Origin of the sequence: Shimia sp. MMG029, from assembly GCF_027947445.1 — a bacterium.
Classification (GTDB): Bacteria; Pseudomonadota; Alphaproteobacteria; order Rhodobacterales; family Rhodobacteraceae; genus Shimia.
Window position 1 is genome coordinate 1 of record NZ_JAQJIM010000012.1, and the last position, 19657, is coordinate 19657.

20 protein-coding genes are annotated in these 19657 nt (G+C 54.9%); 13 read left to right on the plus strand and 7 right to left on the minus strand.

The window, feature by feature from the left end; all coding sequences use genetic code 11:
* Positions 1-181: 181 nt before the first annotated feature.
* From PJL69_RS20425 to PJL69_RS19035, 4 genes are all read left to right on the plus strand, one after another.
* Entirely contained in the window at positions 182-442 is a 261-nt protein-coding gene (locus tag PJL69_RS20425) for a DDE-type integrase/transposase/recombinase (RefSeq protein WP_441347514.1), read from the plus strand.
* A 150-nt stretch (positions 443-592) separates the two neighbouring features.
* The gene (locus PJL69_RS20430) at positions 593-784 is read left to right on the plus strand and encodes an integrase core domain-containing protein (RefSeq protein WP_441347516.1); all 192 of its coding nucleotides are present in this window, start codon (positions 593-595) and stop codon (positions 782-784) included.
* 320 nt (positions 785-1104) lie between these two features.
* A complete protein-coding gene (locus PJL69_RS19030) occupies positions 1105-1596 on the plus strand; it encodes a molybdopterin-dependent oxidoreductase (protein WP_271311097.1) in 492 nt (163 codons plus the stop codon).
* Between the two features lie 95 nt (positions 1597-1691).
* Positions 1692-3425 (plus strand): ATP-binding protein, encoded by a 1734-nt coding sequence (locus tag PJL69_RS19035; protein WP_271311098.1) that lies wholly within the window; start codon positions 1692-1694, stop codon positions 3423-3425.
* Here the strand turns inward: PJL69_RS19035 and PJL69_RS19040 are convergent.
* From PJL69_RS19040 to sfsA, 3 genes are all read right to left on the minus strand, one after another.
* Complete coding sequence (locus PJL69_RS19040) at positions 3422-5041, minus strand: GMC family oxidoreductase (RefSeq protein WP_271311099.1); 1620 nt, start codon at positions 5039-5041, stop codon at positions 3422-3424. The genes PJL69_RS19035 and PJL69_RS19040 overlap by 4 nt on opposite strands.
* 184 nt (positions 5042-5225) lie before the next feature.
* Complete coding sequence (gene map, locus PJL69_RS19045; protein WP_271311100.1) at positions 5226-6092, minus strand: type I methionyl aminopeptidase; 867 nt, start codon at positions 6090-6092, stop codon at positions 5226-5228.
* Between the two features lie 73 nt (positions 6093-6165).
* On the minus strand, positions 6166-6891 hold the full coding sequence (sfsA, locus tag PJL69_RS19050; RefSeq protein WP_271311101.1) for a DNA/RNA nuclease SfsA: 726 nt from the start codon (positions 6889-6891) through the stop codon (positions 6166-6168).
* A gap of 46 nt (positions 6892-6937) precedes the next feature.
* Between sfsA and PJL69_RS19055 the strand changes: the two genes are divergently transcribed.
* From PJL69_RS19055 to PJL69_RS19075, 5 genes are all read left to right on the plus strand, one after another.
* Positions 6938-7657, plus strand: coding sequence for a competence/damage-inducible protein A (locus tag PJL69_RS19055; protein WP_271311102.1), 720 nt, complete (start codon positions 6938-6940; stop codon positions 7655-7657).
* Positions 7654-8385: a GNAT family N-acetyltransferase gene (locus tag PJL69_RS19060; protein ID WP_271311103.1), complete on the plus strand. Its 732-nt coding sequence runs from the start codon at positions 7654-7656 to the stop codon at positions 8383-8385. Before PJL69_RS19055 ends, PJL69_RS19060 begins: the two co-directional genes overlap by 4 nt.
* A gap of 15 nt (positions 8386-8400) precedes the next feature.
* Positions 8401-8973, plus strand: a complete 573-nt coding sequence (locus PJL69_RS19065) for a peroxidase-related enzyme (protein WP_271311104.1) — start codon at positions 8401-8403, stop codon at positions 8971-8973.
* Positions 8974-9227: 254 nt separating this feature from the next.
* Positions 9228-9944, plus strand: coding sequence for an OmpA family protein (locus PJL69_RS19070; RefSeq protein ID WP_271311105.1), 717 nt, complete (start codon positions 9228-9230; stop codon positions 9942-9944).
* Positions 9945-10032: 88 nt separating this feature from the next.
* Positions 10033-10281, plus strand: a complete 249-nt coding sequence (locus PJL69_RS19075) for a WGR domain-containing protein (RefSeq protein ID WP_271311106.1) — start codon at positions 10033-10035, stop codon at positions 10279-10281.
* Positions 10282-10356: 75 nt separating this feature from the next.
* On the opposite strand, the gene PJL69_RS19080 is transcribed toward PJL69_RS19075, so the two are convergent.
* Complete coding sequence (locus PJL69_RS19080; RefSeq protein ID WP_271311107.1) at positions 10357-11553, minus strand: hydantoinase/carbamoylase family amidase; 1197 nt, start codon at positions 11551-11553, stop codon at positions 10357-10359.
* 136 nt (positions 11554-11689) lie between these two features.
* Between PJL69_RS19080 and PJL69_RS19085 the strand changes: the two genes are divergently transcribed.
* A complete protein-coding gene (locus tag PJL69_RS19085) occupies positions 11690-12349 on the plus strand; it encodes a histidine phosphatase family protein (protein WP_271311108.1) in 660 nt (219 codons plus the stop codon).
* A 45-nt stretch (positions 12350-12394) separates the two neighbouring features.
* On the opposite strand, the gene PJL69_RS19090 is transcribed toward PJL69_RS19085, so the two are convergent.
* Positions 12395-12577, minus strand: coding sequence for a zinc-finger domain-containing protein (locus tag PJL69_RS19090; protein ID WP_209059921.1), 183 nt, complete (start codon positions 12575-12577; stop codon positions 12395-12397).
* Positions 12578-12706: 129 nt separating this feature from the next.
* Here PJL69_RS19090 and PJL69_RS19095 point away from each other — a divergent pair, with 129 nt between their 5' ends.
* Positions 12707-13639 (plus strand): ABC transporter ATP-binding protein, encoded by a 933-nt coding sequence (locus PJL69_RS19095; protein WP_209101014.1) that lies wholly within the window; start codon positions 12707-12709, stop codon positions 13637-13639.
* Between the two features lie 12 nt (positions 13640-13651).
* Here PJL69_RS19095 and PJL69_RS19100 read toward each other — a convergent pair whose 3' ends face one another.
* The gene (locus tag PJL69_RS19100) at positions 13652-15229 is read right to left on the minus strand and encodes a DUF5928 domain-containing protein (protein WP_271311109.1); all 1578 of its coding nucleotides are present in this window, start codon (positions 15227-15229) and stop codon (positions 13652-13654) included.
* Positions 15230-15378: 149 nt separating this feature from the next.
* Here PJL69_RS19100 and PJL69_RS19105 point away from each other — a divergent pair, with 149 nt between their 5' ends.
* Both PJL69_RS19105 and PJL69_RS19110 read left to right on the plus strand, forming a co-directional pair.
* Positions 15379-16197, plus strand: a complete 819-nt coding sequence (locus PJL69_RS19105; protein WP_271311154.1) for a sulfotransferase family protein — start codon at positions 15379-15381, stop codon at positions 16195-16197.
* A 265-nt stretch (positions 16198-16462) separates the two neighbouring features.
* Entirely contained in the window at positions 16463-17368 is a 906-nt protein-coding gene (locus PJL69_RS19110; protein ID WP_209101010.1) for a LysR family transcriptional regulator, read from the plus strand.
* Between the two features lie 126 nt (positions 17369-17494).
* On the opposite strand, the gene PJL69_RS19115 is transcribed toward PJL69_RS19110, so the two are convergent.
* The gene (locus PJL69_RS19115; RefSeq protein WP_271311110.1) at positions 17495-19522 is read right to left on the minus strand and encodes an NADPH-dependent 2,4-dienoyl-CoA reductase; all 2028 of its coding nucleotides are present in this window, start codon (positions 19520-19522) and stop codon (positions 17495-17497) included.
* Positions 19523-19657 lie beyond the last annotated feature (135 nt).

Here is a 19657-nt window from a genome sequence, read left to right on the forward strand (position 1 = left end):
TCTCGTTCTAATACCAGCCCAAGGGCGAGACGGCGTTGAACCTGATGTTGATGCGTCAGATCGACGAGCAATTTCTGGAGACGCCGTTCTTTGGTGTGCGACAGATGACTTGGCGCTTGCGCAATGAAGGCCACTGGTGAACGAGAAGCGCATTCGTCGGCTAATGCGGTTGATGGGTCTCATGCCAAATTATCAAAAGCCCAACACGCGTAAACCTGCAAAAGGACACAGTACTTACCCGTATCTGCTAAACGGTTTGCGCGTAACGCGGCCCAATCAGGTTTTGGCTTCGGACATCACCTACATCCCCATGCGCCGCGGGTTCCTTTATCTGGCTGCGATCGTCGACTGGTACACGCGTAAGGTATTGGCATGGCGGATATCAAACACGCTGGAAGCTGATTTCTGTGTCGATGCGTTGAACGAGGCGATGGCCAAATAATGCGAACCCGAGATCATGAACACGGATCAAGGATCGCAATATACGTCGTTCGCTTGGACAGATCGCTTACGCCGATCCGGCATACGCATCTCCATGGATGGCAAAGGACGGTTCCTAGACAACATCTTTGTGGAACGGCTGTAGCGGTCCCTGAAATACGAATGTGTCTACCTGTATGCTTTGGAAACCGGATCGGATGCCCTAGCCGGGATCGCCAAGTGGGTCGCGTTCTACAACCACAAACGCCCTCACAGTGCCCATGGCGGCAAACCGCCCTCCGTGGTTTACTGGTTAGGGAAAGACGACATGCAACCCGATCAGCAGGAGCAAAGAGTAGCTTAACATACGCAAAAACTGTCCAAGGATTGGGGAATAGCTCACATCATCCTAATTTGTCCCCGCCAGCCGCTTTTGCTGACCTGATCTCCCTGGCGGAAAGTCAAGGCTGACTTGCCAGTTCAGTTGGGGAAGATTCAAGTTTTGAGGATTTTTGCTCGGCCGTTCATACCAGAGATCGGTTCATGCCGTGCGTTGTTATCCTTCTGTTAAAAGCCCATGAGATATGCGACTTTTGTCAATAAAAGTAGTAAGAAGTTTGTTGCGTTACCTGACACGAACGGGGCAAACGTCGGATCATACAAAACCAAATATGGAGATGTTCAATGGTTAAGCTAGTTCGTTTCGCGCTATGCAGTATCGTTGCTATCTTATGTGCTGCAGCGAGTTTGACTGCTGAACAGCAAGGTCGAACCATTTTGACTGTGACGGGCGAAACGGAGGATGCACAAGAGCTTGCGTTCAATCGTCAGAAACTAAAAGAAATTGGCTGGGAAACCATAACGACAAAAACACCGTTCCTCGAAGGCGAGCATACTTTTTCTGGCACTCCACTGGCAGATTTGTTGACCTACCTCGACATCCACTCTGGCACGCTTAAAGCCTTTGCTTTGAATGACTATAGTGTCGATATCCCTGTAAGTGATGCTAAGGAATATTCCGTTTTGCTTGCGCTAGATCACAACGGTGAGCACATGCGTGTGCGTGATCGCGGGCCTATCTGGATCATTTACCCGATGACTGGCTCAGAACCGCTTTCGGTTGATGCTGAACGTCGAATGGTTTGGCAGCTCAAACGACTTGATGTGTCTCGCTGACCGTTTGGACGTTATAAATGTTAAGGCGCATCAAAGGCTATTTGACTTTCCGTAACCTGAGGACCTTGGTCGCTCTCGGGTTGTTGGTGTCTTTGATGTTTGTGTTCATTTCTAACCAAAGAGATCTGGAGGCGCTGAGAAAACGCTCCCTAATTGGGAGCAACGAGACGATTTGGCGCCTCAATGACGTGATCGTGGACACATTGCATTTCGGCTACTCGACAAGTTTCGCACTTGAAGCAGAGGTGAATGGCAGTTCGCGCCATGGCATCGATCTTGATGATGTCATGCTGCGTTTTGAGTTGCTATGGAGCAAGGTCGACATCGCTTTGACCTCCGATCTGCGTTATTTTGAGAGCTTTTTTGATCCGCTTACCGCGCTTAAAGCAAAGCTGGTCGAAATCGATCCGGTGTTGTTCAGCGCAGATAGGGTTGACCACGAGATCCTACTTCGAGACGCGCGTGAGGTGCAGGACTTGGGGTTTGTGCTGCAGAAGACATGGCAGGATTCCTACACCAATCAAGTTTTTTCCAAGCGAGAACTAGAGCAACTCGCAAAGTCGCGTGGCATCGTAAGTGAACGGTTGGTTCTGGTTCTGATTGCCATACTGGTTGTTTATCTGATTGCTGAGGCGCGTTTGGTGGCCCGTGCGATGCGCAAGGAAGAAGACCTGCGTGCAGAAGCGCGCGCAGCGTCCATCGCAAACGAGACCAAATCTCGCTTCCTCGCCAATGTCAGTCATGAAATCAGAACGCCCTTAAATGGTATCATAGGTATGTCCAGTGAGCTGCTTGAGACACCTTTGAGTAAAGACCAAAGGTCTTGTCTGACGATTGTCTCACACGCAGGCGATCTGCTTCTAAAGACACTCAACGACGTTTTAGATCTGTCTAAGGTGGAGTCCGGCGAATTTGATCTTGAAGACAGCGTTTTTGATCTCCCGCGTACACTCCAAGCGGCGATTGAACTCTACACAGCTTCAGCGCGCGAAAAGCAGCTTTCCTTGGCGTTAGATGCGAAAGAGGGCCTACCGCAGTTTGTGAAAGGCGACAAACAGCGTATGAGCCAGGTCCTTCATAATCTCATCGGGAATGCTATAAAATTTACCGAAACGGGTTCTATCACTTTGCAAGCCATGTACCTTCCGGATCGTAAAGTCTGTCGCTTTGAGGTGCGTGATACAGGCCTTGGGATTGATCCTGGGGTGTATGATAAGATCTTTGAGCCGTTTTCGCAGGCAGATGGGAGTGTGACACGTTCAAAAGGCGGAACAGGTCTCGGCTTGGCCATTTCACGTAGCTTTTGCGAAGCTATGGGAGGGCGCATCGGTGTGGCGAGCAATGTGGGGAATGGATCCGTTTTCTGGTTTGAGCTGCCCTACACAGAGCATACGCCGCCTCAGTCCTCGAATGGATATGCCACTGAAGGTGGCTCAGGGATCGGAAGCGAAGCCTGCCGTGGTGATCAAAAGAAGCTTCTGATTGTCGACGACAACGCAACAAACCGGTTTGTGCTAAAGCGATTTTTGAAAGATGCACCGGTACATGTAGACGAGGCGGTGGACGGTCTCGAAGCCGTCAATGCGGCCTCAACGACGGCGTATGACGTTATACTGATGGACATTCAAATGCCTGTCATGGATGGGATCACTGCAGCAAACGAAATCAGAAAAACCGAAGCTACAACAGGGGCGCAAGCGGCTCAAATCATCGCAGTGACGGCGAACGTCATGAAGCACCAAATCGAAGAATATTTGGCAGAAGGCATTGATGAGGTGCTGGGAAAGCCAGTCTCCAAACAAGATCTGCTCACGAGAATTGGGTGCTAGTGTCCGTCTTTTATCATTTGGGCCGCTTTTTCTGCGATCATAACAGTTGGCGCATTGGTGTTGCCCGAAATGAGATTGGGCATGATGGAAGCATCTACAACGCGCAATCCCTCCATCCCGTGCACACGCAGCTGGTTATCCACAACAGCTAAGGCGTCTGTACCCATTTTACAGGTCCCTGCAGGGTGATAAATCGTGTCTGCGCGCGCTCTGATGTGGCCTTCCCAATCAGCATCTGACTTCGCGTGTTCTGTTCCAAAAAGCTCTTTGTATCGATAGCTGTTCATCGCGGGCGCTTGCATGATTTCTCTGGTCATGCGCGCGCCTTTGATCATGGTGTCCAGGTCTCTGCGGTCTGCCAGGAACGCGGGATCAATTGCTGGAGCCGCAAAAGGATCTGCGCTTTTTAGGGTTACGGTTCCCCGACTTTCTGGGCGCAATTTGCAAATATGGCAGCTGAAGCCGTATCCCGGATGTAACTTACGCGCGTGGTCGTCCACGATCGAGATGACAAAGTGCAATTGGATGTCTGGACGATCCATCTTGGGGTCGGTCTTTAGAAAGGCGCCGCCTTCTGCAAACGGCGTAGCGGCCATTGAGATGCCATGTTTGCGCCAGTTCCAAAGATGGCGCAGCATATTTACCGCTCCTGAGAAACCGATCCCAAAATTGTCTGTGTCTTTGGATTTGTAGGCCAGAACGAAATCCAAATGATCTTGAAGGTTCTTGCCAACACCAGGTAGGGCATGGCGCACGGCAATGCCATGCTTTCTAAGATCGTTAGGGTCACCTACGCCAGAGAGTTGTAGGATTTGCGGCGATTTCAATGCACCGCCACATAGTAAAACTTCACTTTTGGCGGTGACCGTGACGTCAGCGCCTTTGGCGCCTTTTTTGTATACAACACCAGTTGCTCGTTTGCCTTCAAAGGTGACGCGACTGGCGTGTGCTTGGGTGACCACACTAAGGTTGGGGCGTGACATTACGGGAAAAAGGTAAGCCGCAGCGACGGAACAACGTTCGCCGTTTTTGTCTTTTTCGTGAAACTGGGTAACCTGGTAGAGCCCAACACCTTCGTTGTCGCCGCGATTGAAGTCAGCACTACGACGGTGTTGCATCTGAGTGGCGGCATCCACAAAGGCTTTTGAAATCGGGCGAGGTGCTTTTTGCTCTGACACCTGCAGTGGACCAGAAGTCCCATGCAGGGGGTCTGGCCCGCGCTCGTTGTTTTCAGACTTTAGGAAATACGGCAGGACGTTTTCCCAGTCCCATCCTTCACAGCCCTGCGCTGCCCAATCGTCATAATCCTGTCGCTGTCCACGAACATAGAGCATTGCATTGATCGCACTGGAGCCACCGAGCGTTTTCCCACGGGGTTGGTAGCCAATGCGACCATTGAGCCCGGGTTGGGGGAGTGTGGAAAAGGCCCAGTTGTTTATCTTGGCAGGTTTCCCGGGCAACATTGCGACGACAGCTGCCGGCATGCGCACAAGAATGCTGTTGCCACCTCCGCCGGCTTCCAACAGGCAAACCGATGTATTTGGATCCTCTGACAACCGATTGGCGAGAACACAGCCAGCAGAGCCGCCACCAACAATCACATAGTCAAATTCCATAGTGTGCTCCCGCGTCGGTCTTTTCTACGCGGTAGTTTTGATGTGCAGCTTTACGGTTGCAAGCCCAAGAACCATGAGTTTGATCGGGGTTCCGTGACGGAATTCAGTGATTGTCAGGGGTAGGTAAGACATTTCTCCAAAGCGTCACAGGTCGCGAACAAGTAACGCTTTGGATATGTCGTAATCAAGACCAAGTTGGATGAAACCGTCCGGCGTTTGACAAAGTGAAGATATCTACCCCGTCCGATGTCACCCCGACGGAATGCTCAAACTGGGCGGAAAGAGACTTGTCGCGAGTTACAGCCGTCCAATCGTCATCCAGAACTTTGGTTTCAGCGCGGCCCAAGTTCACCATTGGCTCAATGGTGAAGAACATGCCTTCTTCCAGCACTGGCCCGCTACCTGCACGGCCGTAGTGCAGAACGTTCGGCGGCGCATGAAACACCAAGCCCAGGCCATGACCACAAAAGTCGCGCACGACAGACATCCGTTGACGCTCGACATAAGTTTGAATGGCGTTGCCGATATCTCCGAAGGTATTGCCGGGTTTAACGGCGTCAATACCGACCATCAGCGCATCATGGGTAACCTGAATGAGCTTTTTCGCAAATGGTTTTGGCTTACCCGCCACATACATGCGGCTTGTGTCGCCAAACCAGCCATCCACGATCACGGTGACATCAATATTGAGAATATCGCCATCTTGCAGTTTGTCATCGGTGCGCATTGGATCTTCTTTGCGCGCACTGGTCTCTTTGTTCCATTTGGGGATCGGGCTGCCGGGGATGCCGTGGCACACAACGTGATTTACGCTGATGCAGCTGGCGTGCTGGTAGCCGCGATAGCCGATGGTTGCGGACTCAGCGCCTGCCGCGACGACTTTGGACTCAATCAGGCGGTCGAGCTCTGCCGTGGTCTGGCCGGGGAACACATGCTCTGCGATTTCATCAAGGATCTGAGAGGCAAGCGCGCCTGCTTTGTGCATGCCGGCATGGTCGCCTGGGGCGTAAATGCGAATGCCATCGCGAGTTTGGCGGCCTTTGCCGATCATCTGAACTGCTCCATCACCTAGGTTTCGACGCTATGTAAGGGCAAATGCCTCAAAGCGCCAGAGGGGGCTTATGCTATGCGCCAGAAAGGGTTTCGGCGAGGTGAAAAGGCAGGCGTTTGCCGATGGTGATCTGCGCCGGGGTGATGTTGCAGCGATAGGCGATCACCTCGACCCCGGCGGCCTGCGCCTTGATGAAGGTCGTGGCATAGGTCGGGTCGATGTCATGGGCCAGTGTCACCTGCTCCGCATCGGTGCGTTGCACCAGATAGAACATGGCGGCGTCATGACCCTCGGCGCGCATCTCGATCAGCTCTTGCAGGTGTTTGGCCCCGCGGGCCGTCACGCTGTCTGGAAATTCAGCCACACCGGGCTTGCGAGAAAGGGTGACGGATTTGACCTCCAGATATAGGTCCGGGCGCCCGGCACCGGAAAGAAGAAAATCAATCCGGCTGTTTTGGCCGTATTTCACCTCCGGGCGGATCATGTCGTAGCTGGCGTATTCGGGGATTTCGCCTGCCATCAGCGCGGTTTTTAAAGCGCGGTTGGGCACCGAAGTGTCCACACCGGTGAAATCACCGCTTTCATGCTCCACCAAGCGCCAGCCGTACTTGAGCTTTTTCTTCGGGTCATCATTGGGCTCAAGCCAGATTTTCATCCCCGGTTCGGCCAGCCCCATCATTGAGCCGGGATTGGCACAATGGGCGGTCACCTCTGTTCCATTTTCCAGCACCGCATCGGCGAGAAAGCGTTTGTAGCGGCGGATCAGCGTGGCGGGGATAAGAGGGGTTTGAAAGCGCATGTGACAGGCCTATACCTGTACTAAGCTGCTGACAAGGAATGAGATCATGACAAACCCTACTGCCGCCATGTTGGTTATTGGTGACGAAATTCTGTCTGGCAGAACGCGCGACGCGAATATGCACTATCTGGCCGGTGAGCTGACAAAACACGGCATCACGCTCGCCGAAGTGCGGGTGGTGCCCGATGTGCCGGAAAAGATCGTTGACGCGGTGCGCGCGCTGTCAGTGGAATATGACACGGTCTTCAGCTCAGGCGGGATCGGGCCAACCCATGATGACATCACGGCGGATTGTGTGGCTGAGGCTTTTGGGGTGCACATCGATATTCGTGATGATGCGCGTGCGCTGTTGCAGGCCCACTATGACAATGCTGGTCAGGAATTTAATGCGGCGCGCCAGCGCATGGCGCGTATTCCCGATGGTGCCACCCTGATCGATAATCCGGTGTCGGTTGCGCCCGGGTTTGTGGTGGAAAATGTGCATGTAATGGCCGGGGTGCCTTCGGTATTTCAGGCGATGGTGGCGAGCGTTTTGCCAACCCTCACAGGTGGTTCGCCGTTGCTCAGCCAAACCTTGCGCATTGAGCGCGGCGAAGGCGAGATTGCCGGGCCGCTGGCGGCGCTGGCTGAGGAATTTTCTGATCTGTCGATTGGCTCCTACCCTTATCAGCGCAACGGCGTTTACGGGGCGAATGTGGTGGTGCGCGGCACAGATGGTGCGCGGATTGATGCAGCGATGGCACGGCTGTCTGGGCTGTTCTCATGAGTGCGACGCCGGACGCGCGGCAGCTTTACGATGTCGTAGATGCCACATGGCCCGCAGCGCGGAGTTTCGCCGTTGGGCCGTTTCTCATTCGCGAAGGTCAGGGCGGGGGCAAGCGGGTGTCTGCGGCCACCGCGCTGGGCCCTTATGACGACAGTGATATTGCGCGTGCAGAACAGGCTATGACCGCGCTCGGGCAGGGCCATTTGTTTCAGCTGCGTGAGGACGAGGAGGCCCTGGATGCGACGCTGGCTGCGCGCGGCTATGAGGTCATTGATCCTGTCACCATGTATGTGGTCGAGGTGGAGGCGCTTTCGAAAGAAGAGCCGCCGCGTACTGCGGCAATCCCTGCTTGGGAGCCGCTCAAGATTATGGAAGAGATTTGGGCCACAGGTGGGGTTGGCCCCGAACGCATTGCTGTAATGCGTCGCGCAGAAGGCCTGAAAACCGGGATGATTTCCCGTTGGAACGACAAGCCTGCAGGGGCGTCTTTCCTCGCCATGCATGATGGCGTCGGCATGGTGCACTCGCTTGAAATTCTACCGCACCAACGCCGTCAGGGCGTTGCGCAGTTTTTGATGCGCCGTGCCGCGATTTGGGTGCAGCAGCACGGCGGCACACATCTTTCGGTAATCTGCACCACAGCGAACGAAGGGGCAAACGCGCTCTATGCTTCCCTCGGGATGCACGTTGTGGGACAGTATCATTACCGCCAGAAAACAAACGCTTGAGGGAGGGGAAAGACCATGAGCACAGCAGAGATGCCAACCGCACTCGACATTCCGATGATGGACCCGTTGCCGCTGGAGACGCAGCGCTATTTTGAGATTTGTCAGGAAAAGCTGGGCATGGTGCCCAACGTTCTGAAGGCCTATGCCATCACTGTAGAGAAACTCAACGCTTTCACCGCGCTCTACAATGATCTGATGCTGGGCGAGAGCGGGCTGAGCAAGCTTGAGCGCGAGATGATTGCCGTGGCCGTAAGCTCTATCAACAAGTGTTTTTACTGTCTGGTGGCGCATGGGGCCGCGGTGCGGCAGCTTTCGGGTGATCCGAGCCTGGGCGAAAAGATGATGATGAACTGGCGTGTGGCGGATCTGGATGCGCGGCAATATGCGATGCTGGCCTTTGCTGAAAAGATGACGGTGGCTTCGAGTACAATTGAAGAATATGACCGTCAAAAGCTGCGCGATGTTGGCTTTTCCGATCAGGATATCTGGGATATCGCCAATGTCGCGGGGTTCTATAACATGTCCAATCGTGTGGCCTCCGCAACCAACATGAAACCCAACGAAGAGTATCACGCGCTAGCAAGATGAAAACTGTCCTGGCAATAGGCGCGGCGATTGTTATGCCGTTTGCGTGCTGGGCGTTTGAACCCCAGTTTGACGGTGCAGGTCAGCTGATGGCTGATACGGTGGAGCCGCAAGGTCTATTGTTGTTGTCAACTGGCCCCTTTGAGGAGGGTTTTGTTCCCTCCCGCAGCCTGCCAGGAAATGTCACCCGACGTAGTTGGCGGCTGTCACGCAATTACCCCGGTGTGGCCGCGCTTGCGGTTGAGCTTGAATCGCAGATGCGCGACCAAGGTTATGACGTTGTATTTAAGTGTGAAACAAATGCATGTGGTGGGTTTGATTTTCGATTTGGCATCAATGTGTTCCCGCCACCTAAGATGTTTGTGGATCTCTCCAACTATTTCTATCTGGCCGGCGTGAATGAAACCAGCGACTCGTTGCAAGCCACGTGGGTTATGGTCAGTCAGACAGTACAGGCAGGCATGATCCAAATTGATAGCGTTGCAGTTCAAAGAGCTGACGAGTCCAATGGGAAAGCAGCGCAGGATGCGTCGCAAAATGAAACTCAGGTGCAAGTGTCAGAAAGTCATACCGTCCTTCCAATAGCCGCTATCAGAAATCTTGGCTCGGAATTGGAGCAAAACGGCCATGTGGTTCTTTCCGATCTTTCTTTTGAAACCGGGGCATCGAAATTGGCTGATCAAGAATTCAAGTCTCTGACGGCCTTGGCGGAGTATCTGAAAGCACGTGAGGACATGCGCATTGCGCTGGTCGGTCACACGGACAGTCAGGGCACGTTAGAGGTCAATACCCGGATCTCGCAGCAGCGGGCGCAGGCGGTGAAGAATAGGCTTGTTGAGCTCCATGGCGTGCCCAGTAAACAAATCGAAGCGCGTGGCGCAGGCTATCTCGCACCTGTGGGAAGCAATTTGACCGATATAGGGCGCAACGCCAATCGGCGCGTCGAGGCGGTTTTGCTCAGCTTTGACAAATAGAAAGCCGAGCGGTTTGCAAAGGGCAGGTTTTCTTGGGTAGGGCGAAGCTGCGTTGCGCTGTGAGTGCGCCTGACATAGACAATGCGTTATGTCGATCTGCATGATGTATAAACCCACGCGCTGGGCGCGCCCAAGGTACTATCGGGTTGAAATCGCGATGAACTTATTTGATGAAGTCTCGGTTTTGCGAGAGTGGGGCGTGCAGGGCGGCAAAGGGCGCACCGTGGTCAATATGTTTGGCAACTTGCGTGACGCATCGCTGGCGGCGGATTCTTTTCGACGCAAAGCGCTTAGACGTGGGTATGCGCGCGACACGCACGCATTCCCTGTTGCATGACACGGCGGGCACCGGGGTTTTCCAGTGGCGTATGCGCAGCCCTATGCATTTGGCGTCTGTCAAAGCTCTAATAGTCTAGTTCGCAAGTCGTGACACAGCACGCGACAGGACCTGCAGTCCTTTTACCAAATCGGCTTCTTTGGTGTCTTCCTCAAATACATGGCTGACGCCGTTGATTGAGGGCACAAACAGCATTCCGACAGGTAGGATTTTGGCCACATTGGCTGCGTCATGCAGAGCGCCTGAGGGCATCAGTCGATGCGCATCCGGGGCCAGCTCGGCAGCGGCATCGGAAAGAGCGGCCTTAAAGCGGGGATCCATTTGTGTCGGGGGCAGGGACCACGCGCCACCAAAGGAAACGCTTCCTCCAAAGCGGGAGGCACAGTCTTTGGCGAGGCTCCTGATCAACTTGTCCATGTCTTGCAGGCGGGCCTCTGATCCGTCGCGCCATTGCATGGAGAAAGTCACGCTGCCGGGAACGACGGAGCTGGCGTTGGGGTGCAGGGAGACATGGCCGATGGTCCAGACTGTGGTGTCTGTGACGATATCCGGCAGGGCGGCATTCAGCGATTGATTGAACGCGGACAGCATCTGAAACGCGTCGTTGCGGGTGGACATGGGTGTGGTGCCAGCATGGTTCTGTGCGCCGTCAAAGGTGATCTTGAGATCGCGGATGCCGACAATCTCGGTCACAACACCGATTTGCTCACCTGACAGATCGAGCCAGGGGCCCTGTTCGATGTGCATTTCCAGAAAGCCCGTGAACTGTGCGGGATCCACCCAGCCCTCATCCAGATGGGCCATGCTCTGACGTGCGTCTGCGAAGGTGATGCCCGCGTCATCTGTCACTTGGTCTATCTCTTCAAGCTGGGTCACGCCACTCCAGAGCGCGCTGGCGGTGGTGCCACCAAAGCGGCCTTCCTCGTCCTGAAAGGACACAACGGACACGGGTGGGCCGCCGCCCTCTTTATGGGCTCGAGCGATTTCAAGCCCGGCGATAACGCCAAGCGCCCCATCGAGCCAGCCACCTTCGGGCTGGGTGTCGGTGTGTGACCCGAGCAGCAACGAGGGTGCCTTTGCCAGTCCCCAGACCGAACCAGCCGGATCAAAATGTGGCGTCAGCCCTGCCTCTTCAAATCGGGTGGCAAGCCATTGGCGGGCGGCGATGTCCTCCGCACTAAAGGCCCGTCGTTGCACACCTTTGCCAATGCTCGCCGCTCCAATGGCGCGCAGCGCATGAAGGTCTTGAAGAAAACGGTCGGGGTTGAGCATGGAGGGGCCTCATTGGTGACTGGTCAAACCCTAAACCTCAGAACGCGAAGCGCAAGCCGGTGGTGGCGAATTTGCTTTCCGAAGAGGCATGTCTTCGCTACGCATGGGCCACCGCTGCAGTTGAGAAAGGTCGCAGATGCCTCACATCACCCTTGTGCGCCACGGACAGGCCAACACCGAAGCCCGCGATGAGCACAGCTATGACAAGCTGTCGCCTTTGGGTCATCAACAGGCCGCATGGCTCGGTGCGCATCTGCGGAGCAATGGCGAACGATTTCAGCGTGTCTATGTGGGCAGTATGCGGCGGCATCGGGAGACAGCGGAGAGCCTTGGCGCGGCAGAGTTTGCCGAAATCGTGGAAGATCCCCGTTTGAATGAATTTGCCTATTTCGATCTGTCCCGTCTTATGGAAGAGCAGTTCGGGCTGGAGGTGCCGTCAGATCGTGAAGGGTTTGTACGCCACATGCCGCGTGTTTTACGCGCCTGGCAGGAGGGCGAGATGAAAGGTGTACCGGAAAGCTATGCCGAATTTGATGCGCGGGTGAAGGCGGCGATGGCCGATATCGCCTCCGGTGAGGGCCGTGCGCTCGTGGTCACATCTGGTGGCTTGATTGGCGCGGTGCTGCGCCAGACGCTATCGCTTGATGTGGATGGCTGGGCGCAGATGTGTCTGGCGATCCAGAACACCTCAGTGCACCGCTGGCAGATGGTCCTGGGCAAGCCTTTGCTGGCACAGTTCAATTCTGTGGCGCATCTTGAAGCCCCAGATCGGCAGTTTGCGCAAACCCATTTGTAAAACCGATGGGTGCCTCGGAGAGGCACTACGGCGCGGATGGATCGCTTAGGCGACTTTGTCTTCGAAGTCTTTGTGGATGTATTTGCAGTCGCAATAGGGGCACTCTACCCAGCCGTGTTCATTTGGGATTTGCAACCAGACACGGGGATGGCCCAAGGCACCCTCGCCGCCGTCACAGGCAATGCGATAGCTGTCAACGATCTTGGTTTCAGGGGCGGCAATCGTCATCGCAAACATCCTTTGGCTGGGTTAGGCGTTGGCCCGTCACTTGGCAATTTTCCGGGATTTGGTTGTGGTACCGGCCCCGTTTCGATAGGGCAAATATTATGGATTGCACAGCGAGGGGCAAGAGCGGTCATGGTTCAGAATGCGATTGAAATCCGCGGGCTGCAGAAGACCTACAAGGGTGGCCGTGGTGAGCCAGAGAAACAGGCGCTTAAGGGCGTAGATTTGGCTGTGCCAGCGGGATGTATTTTTGGCCTGCTGGGGCCAAACGGAGCCGGCAAATCCACCATGATCAATATTATGGCGGGCCTCGTGACCAAAACCGCAGGCAGCGTGCGCATCTGGGGATTTGATCAGGATGAAAATCCGCGCCAGTCGCGCGCAGCGATTGGGGTGATGCCACAGGAACTGAACCTGGACCCTTTCTTTACGCCGCGTGGGGCGCTGGAGGTTCAAGCGGGTCTCTATGGTGTGCCCAAGGCGCAGCGACAGAGTGATGCCATTTTGGAAATGATTGGGCTGTCTGATAAGGCCGACGCATATGCGCGCACTTTGTCAGGTGGGATGCGGCGACGCCTGTTGCTTGGTAAGGCATTGGTACATGCGCCACAAGTCCTGGTCTTGGATGAGCCAACCGCCGGTGTGGATATCGAACTGCGACAGATGCTTTGGCGCAATGTGCGGCGTCTGAATGAAGAGCAGGGCACAACGATCATCTTGACCACGCACTACCTCGAAGAAGCCGAAGAAATGTGTGATGAGATTGCAATCATCAACCAAGGCGAGCTGGTTGCGCAGGACAGCACCCGCAATCTCTTGGGGCATATCGATCAGAAATGTATGTTGATCCAGCCTGCTGGCGCCGTTGATATCTTGCCCGAAGCTGAAGGTATTTCAGTGGAGCGTCGCCCGGATGGCGCTTTGGCGATCAGCTATCAGGCCAATACCACCTCAGCCGAAGATGTGCTCAATGCGGTACGTGTCGCTGGGATCTCAATCCAAGATGTGAAAACCGAGCAAGCTGACTTGGAAGATGTCTTCCTGAAGCTGACCAGCAGTCGCTGACTCTGCTGTGCTTTAGTCGCTGAACAGATAGTCCGTTCGCACAATTTCTTGGGCGGTCTCATCTGTGACGTGCAAAAAGTTCTTTATGGCGTTGGTGTGACTGTCCTCTGAGCTGCCCTCAATCATGCGTGATAGGTTTTCAAAACCTGCATCCCGAATGCGGTCACTCTCATTGAAAATGTCGCGTTTGATGGTGGGCAGGAGACGTTCCAGTGTTTCCGCTGGGGTCTGCTCGCCTGCGAGGCCGATCCGGATGGCATGGCCGGTTAGATACTGATCGGAAAAATCACACTGAATTTCCAGCATCCGCGTGGTGGAACGATCACTGAAGAAGTCCTGCATCAATTCAAGCGCGCTGGGATCAAGGCAAATCAACAGGCGGTCAGTGTCGTAGTAGTCAAACAACATACGCATAAGCGCCCGACGATGGCGCGTGCGTTTGCCAAGGGTGGATTGAATGCCACCCAGGTCAGGCAACTCTGTCCCTTCCTCGTTGAACAGATAAGCAATTGTTGGGATGTTTGTTGTCTGGCTGATTTTGTCCAGCAAGCGTTTGGCCACGTGCCACTTCTTGCACACCAATAACATCAATTCACGATCTCGGCCCAAAGTGCTTTCTGTTTCCCAGAAGCGGCTGGCAAAACGCTTGCCTTGTCTTCCGCGCCCGGTGAGGAAGCGGAACAGGCTCGGGCCTTCAGCGGAGATTTGGAATTGTACGCCCTTCTCCGCGTATAGTTCCCCGAGGCGCTCCTTGAGCTCCAGAGCATCAGGGCTGATCTTGCGCGCGAATAGGTAATCCTGACTGATCAGCAGGTCGTAATGATCGTTGTAAAATGTCAACGGCATCCCGTAGTCGGTGAACATAAGAAAGGTCAGCGTGCGGGAGCGGATTTCTTCGGTTGGCACGAGATGGCGCACCAGTGTCTGGAAAAACGTCTCATCCGGGATCCATGTGGTGCGGAAAAAGCGCATCACATCGCGGCGTTTTCGCGTGAAATTCAGCACCGCTTCGATGGTCTGGCGGCGCAAACACCACCATTGGCTGCCAATCATCACTTGGATGTCGGCGGGGATCTCGCGTTTCAGGCCCAGCTTTTTCTGCAGATTAAAGGTCGCATAAAAACGGCGCTTCTGGGTGCGTTCGTTGAACCAATGGCGATAGATCAGGCGCTCGGCCTTCATGCCAGTTTTGATCCAGTTGCTCTCAAAGAAATCAAAGCTTTCGATGAAGTCGACATCGTTTTCATCGAGAAAGTTATGGATGTACTCAGACGATTTGATGACCATGCAGTCACCCGAAACCATATAAAAATGGGAGGCGCGCGCGAATTTTTTGACAGCCGTTTCAACAGCGTTCAGTGTGGCCTCAACCAGTGACCACTCTCCCCAACCGCACTTAACACGCTTCTCAGAAAAGGCCACATTCTCGTTGTTGCCCAACGCCTCTTGCAGCAGTCGAAAATGCTCTGGTTTGGCACGACCGTCAAAATGTATGCAAATGTGATCGCCAGTGGCCGTAAGACGCTGCGCCTGTTTGATGATCGCCTCTGGATCCTTGTGGCACAAAAGAATGTAAGCAATTCTCGCCATGTAGCCTATTCGATCCCCGCTTTGACGTTCTGTAATTATCCATTTAAAGATGAACGCACGTTGAATAAACAGGCATTGTTTGGAATTTTAAAATACTAAAGCAAGACCGTGGTATTTGCGTGAAACACGGCGATAGCGGAGGCATGGCAATGGGATTTCCCGGCACTTGGATGACGGAAAGCGAGAGCGTGGTATACCGCGTTGTGCCGAAGTGTGCGTGCTCCACGATCGGACAGATCATGTATTATTCCGATCATGGCGAGTTTTTTGATGGCGATATCCATGATGCCAAAGGTGGGATGCACAAATGGGCGCTCGAAGGCAGTCACCAACACATCACCGACAATGTGCGTGACCACCGCTCGTATGCGTTCACCTGCGTGCGCAATCCTTACACGCGCATTCTTTCGTCTTTCTTTGACAAGATTTGCGGTATCCAGCGCAACGGTAAGCGCTATCGGGGCAATCTGGTGCCGATGTTGGTGCAGAAGTATGGAATCGAAGTGGGCGGCGATGACGGCAAACAGGAGTTTGACCAGATCCAGAGCTTCCGCCGTTTTCTCTTGTTTGCGCGCGACACCATTCGCTGGCGTCGCCCGATGGATCCTGACATTCACTGGTCCGCCATGTCCGGCCATATCTCCACCTTCATCGTGAACGGTGGGGCTTACGACAAGATTTTCTGGACCGAACAGTTCAACGACGGCATGCAGAGCGTGTTGGATCAGATTGAGACGCCGCATGCGGTGGATCTAACAAGCATCCCGCGCTTCAACGAATCTGAGGGCCACGGCCCCAAGCGCGCGCATCCGGTCGAAGACTATTTCGACGATCTTTCGATGCATCTGGTCTATGAAATCTACAAGCGCGACTTTCACCTGTTCAAATATGATTTTGAGAATCCGGCCAACAAAATGCCGATTGGAGAAATTGATTTGGATGAGGTCCACGCTAAACTGGGCGACTGATCGGCAGACAGATGAGTCTGTTTGGCGAAGCTGGGCGCAACACAGATGGTTTGTGGCCTGAGCTGTTTAGGTAGATTTACACCTAAGTCGAGCGCGATTTTTGATGTGTCGCTGGGGGCTTATGAGACGTGGAAACCGAGTGTTTCCCTGTTTCCATGCCGCAAACGATCCCATGAAAACCCCGATATTGTCCGGCCTCTGCCCATATCCTGCCCGATTCCGGCGTCATAGAAGGTGTTCAAGCGAGTAACTAAAGGACACCAGCATGGATCGCCTGACCGAGATGGAAGCTTTTGCCACTGTTGTGGATCAGGGCGGATTCACGGATGCCGCCAAGAAGATGGGCATTTCCAAATCTGCGGTGTCAAAGCACGTCTCTTCCCTCGAAGCCCGTTTGGGCGCGCGTCTGTTGAACCGCACCACCCGCCGTGTTTCACCTACAGAGATTGGGTTGGCCTATTATGATCGTGCCCGCCGCGTCCTGAATGATGCTGGCGAAGCGGACGCGTTGGTGACCTCCATGCAGTCAGCGCCCTCGGGCCTGTTGCGGATATCGGTGGCGACGGATTTTGGCGTCAATCACCTCTCCCCGGTGCTGGGAGACTTCTTGGCGGAATTCCCTGATATCACTGTGAATATGGTGCTCAATAATCGCTATGTGGAGCTGATCTCTGAAGGGTTTGACGTGGCTATCAGAATTGGGGAGCTTGAAGATAGCACCCTGCGGGCGCGTAAGCTGACCGAGACGACGAAACGTATGATTGCGAGTCCGGCCTATTTTGAAAAATACGGACGCCCGGAAAAAATCGACGATCTGAATCACCATAAACTGTTGCACTATTCCAGCCAGGCCAATGGCGCAGTTTGGAAGCTGACCGCGCCGTCTGGCGAAAAGCGGCAGGTGCGCACGGCTGGATGGCTTTCGGTGAATGATGGTCAGTCATTGCTCAACGCTGCGCAGTCTGGCCTTGGCATCGCCTATCTGCCGAGCTTTCTTTACGGCGAAGCGCTGGAACAGGGGCTGGTTGAGGAGGCAATCCCAGATCTGCCGGTAGAGACACAAGGCATCTATGCGGTCTATCCTCCCGGGCGTTTCACCCAGCCCAAAGTGCGCGCGTTTATTGACTTTATGGTCCACGCTTTTGGCGACAAAGGTCCGACCAACTGGTAACTTTCCCTGGCTTTCTATGAAAGCAACCTTGGCTCGGGTTCTTCGCGAACTCGGGCTTTTTCTTTTGTGCGGACCACAAAAAAGGGGAGCGGCCAGCGCTCCCCTTTTGGTTTTCTTATCAGAGCCTTACAGGCTTGCAGCCAGGCGTGTGCCCTGATTGATTGCGCGTTTTGCGTCAAGCTCGGCAGCCACATCCGCCCCGCCAATTACATGACAGGGGACACCTTCGGCTTCCAAGGCATCAGCGAGGCTACGATCAGAAAGCTGACCTGCGCAGATCACCACATTGTCGACGGCGATCACCCGAGGATTTTCACGCGCTTCGCCGAAGGAAATGTGCAGGCCCTCATCGTCGATCCGCTCGTAGTTCACGCCGCCAAGCATCTCGACGTTTTTCATCTTCAGCGCGGCACGATGGATCCAACCGGTTGTTTTTCCAAGACCTTTGCCCAGCGCTTTGGCCTTGCGCTGCATCAGCGTGACCTGGCGGGCAGGGGCGTGAGGCTGCGCACCTTCGGGGGCGAGGCCGCCACGGTGTTCTGCAGGGTCTGCGACCCCCCATTCCACCAACCATTCCGGCAGGTTTTCGGTGAGGCTTTCCCCTTCGTGCACAAGGAATTCGGAAACATCAAAGCCGATGCCGCCTGCGCCAATCACGGCGACTTTCTTGCCGACGGGTTTCTTGTCGCGCAGCACATCAAGATAGCTCATCACCTCGGGGCGGTCTTGGCCCGGAATGCCCGGATCGCGTGGCACGATGCCGGTGGCGATGATGACTTCGTCAAAGCCTGCCAGTGTGTTGGCGGTGGCCTCGGTGTTCAGCCGAACCTCGATGTCGAGATCTGCGATCATGGCTTCATACCAGTCCACGAGCCCCCAGAATTCTTCTTTGCCGGGGATCTGTTTGGCGACGTTGAGTTGACCGCCCAGTTTGTCGGCGCGGTCGATCAGGGTGACCTTGTGGCCGCGCTGTGCGGCGGTCATTGCGGCGGACAGACCGGCTGGTCCAGCGCCAATAACAGCGATGGACTTCACCGCATCCGCAGCAAGGATTGGCAAGTCGGTTTCATGGCAAGCCCTTGGATTCACGAGACAAGATGTGAGCTTCCCGCCAAATGTGTGATCCAGACAGGCCTGATTGCAGCCGATGCAGGGGGCGATGTGGGCGGCTTTGCCTTCGGCGGCTTTGTTGACAAAATCGCTGTCCGCCAAGAAGGGCCGGGCCATGGAAATCATGTCGGCGCAGCCCTCGGCCAACACCTCTTCGGCCACTTCTGGCGTGTTGATGCGGTTGGAGGTGATCACGGGAATGCCGACTTTGCCCATCAGCTTTTTGGTGACCCATACAAAGGCGCGGCGGGGCACGGAGGTGGCGATGGTTGGAATGCGCGCTTCGTGCCAGCCGATGCCGGTGTTGATGATGGATGCGCCTGCTTTTTCAATTTCTTGCGCAAGCTGCACCACTTCTTCGTGGGTGGAGCCATTGGGCACCAGGTCAATCATCGACAGACGGTAGATGATGATGAAGTCTTCGCCCACCGCCTCGCGGCAGCGGCGCACCACTTCGATTGGCAGGCGGATGCGGTTTTCATAAGCGCCGCCCCAGCGATCGGTGCGCTTGTTCACATGGGTACAGATGAACTGATTGAGGAAATAGCCCTCGCTGCCCATGATCTCTACACCGTCATATCCGGCCTCACGTGCGCGGACGGTTGCGGTGATAAAGTCTTGAATTTGCTTCTCAATTCCCTCCTCATCCAATTCCTTGGGTGGGAAGGGAGAGATCGGGGATTTGATCGGGGAGGCCGACACGCACTCCGGCCCATAAGCATAGCGCCCGGCGTGCAGGATCTGCATGGCGATCTTGCCTCCGGCCTCATGGACGCGGTCTGTCACCACCTTGTGGTTGGCGATGTCCTGATCGGAAAACAGCCCTGCCGCGCCGGGGAAAACACCGCCCTCTTTGGAAGGGGCCATGCCGCCTGTGACGATCAGGCCAACGCCGCCGCGGGCGCGTTCGGCATAAAACTCGGCCACTCGGTTCCAGTCTTTGGTTTCTTCCAGACCGGTGTGCATCGAGCCCATCAGGACGCGGTTTTTCAGAGTGGTGAAGCCCAGATCAAGCGGGGCCAGCATATGGGGATAGTGAGTCACGGGTGCCTCCATCGGTGCCTCGTTATTTGAGTTGACCAAAACGTAAAGCAGAGGCGCTGTCACCCCTGAACGCGGCGTCATCGCCGCAGCGTCATGGCCAAAGTGTTGCGCGGCGATTTGGCTATATTAACCATA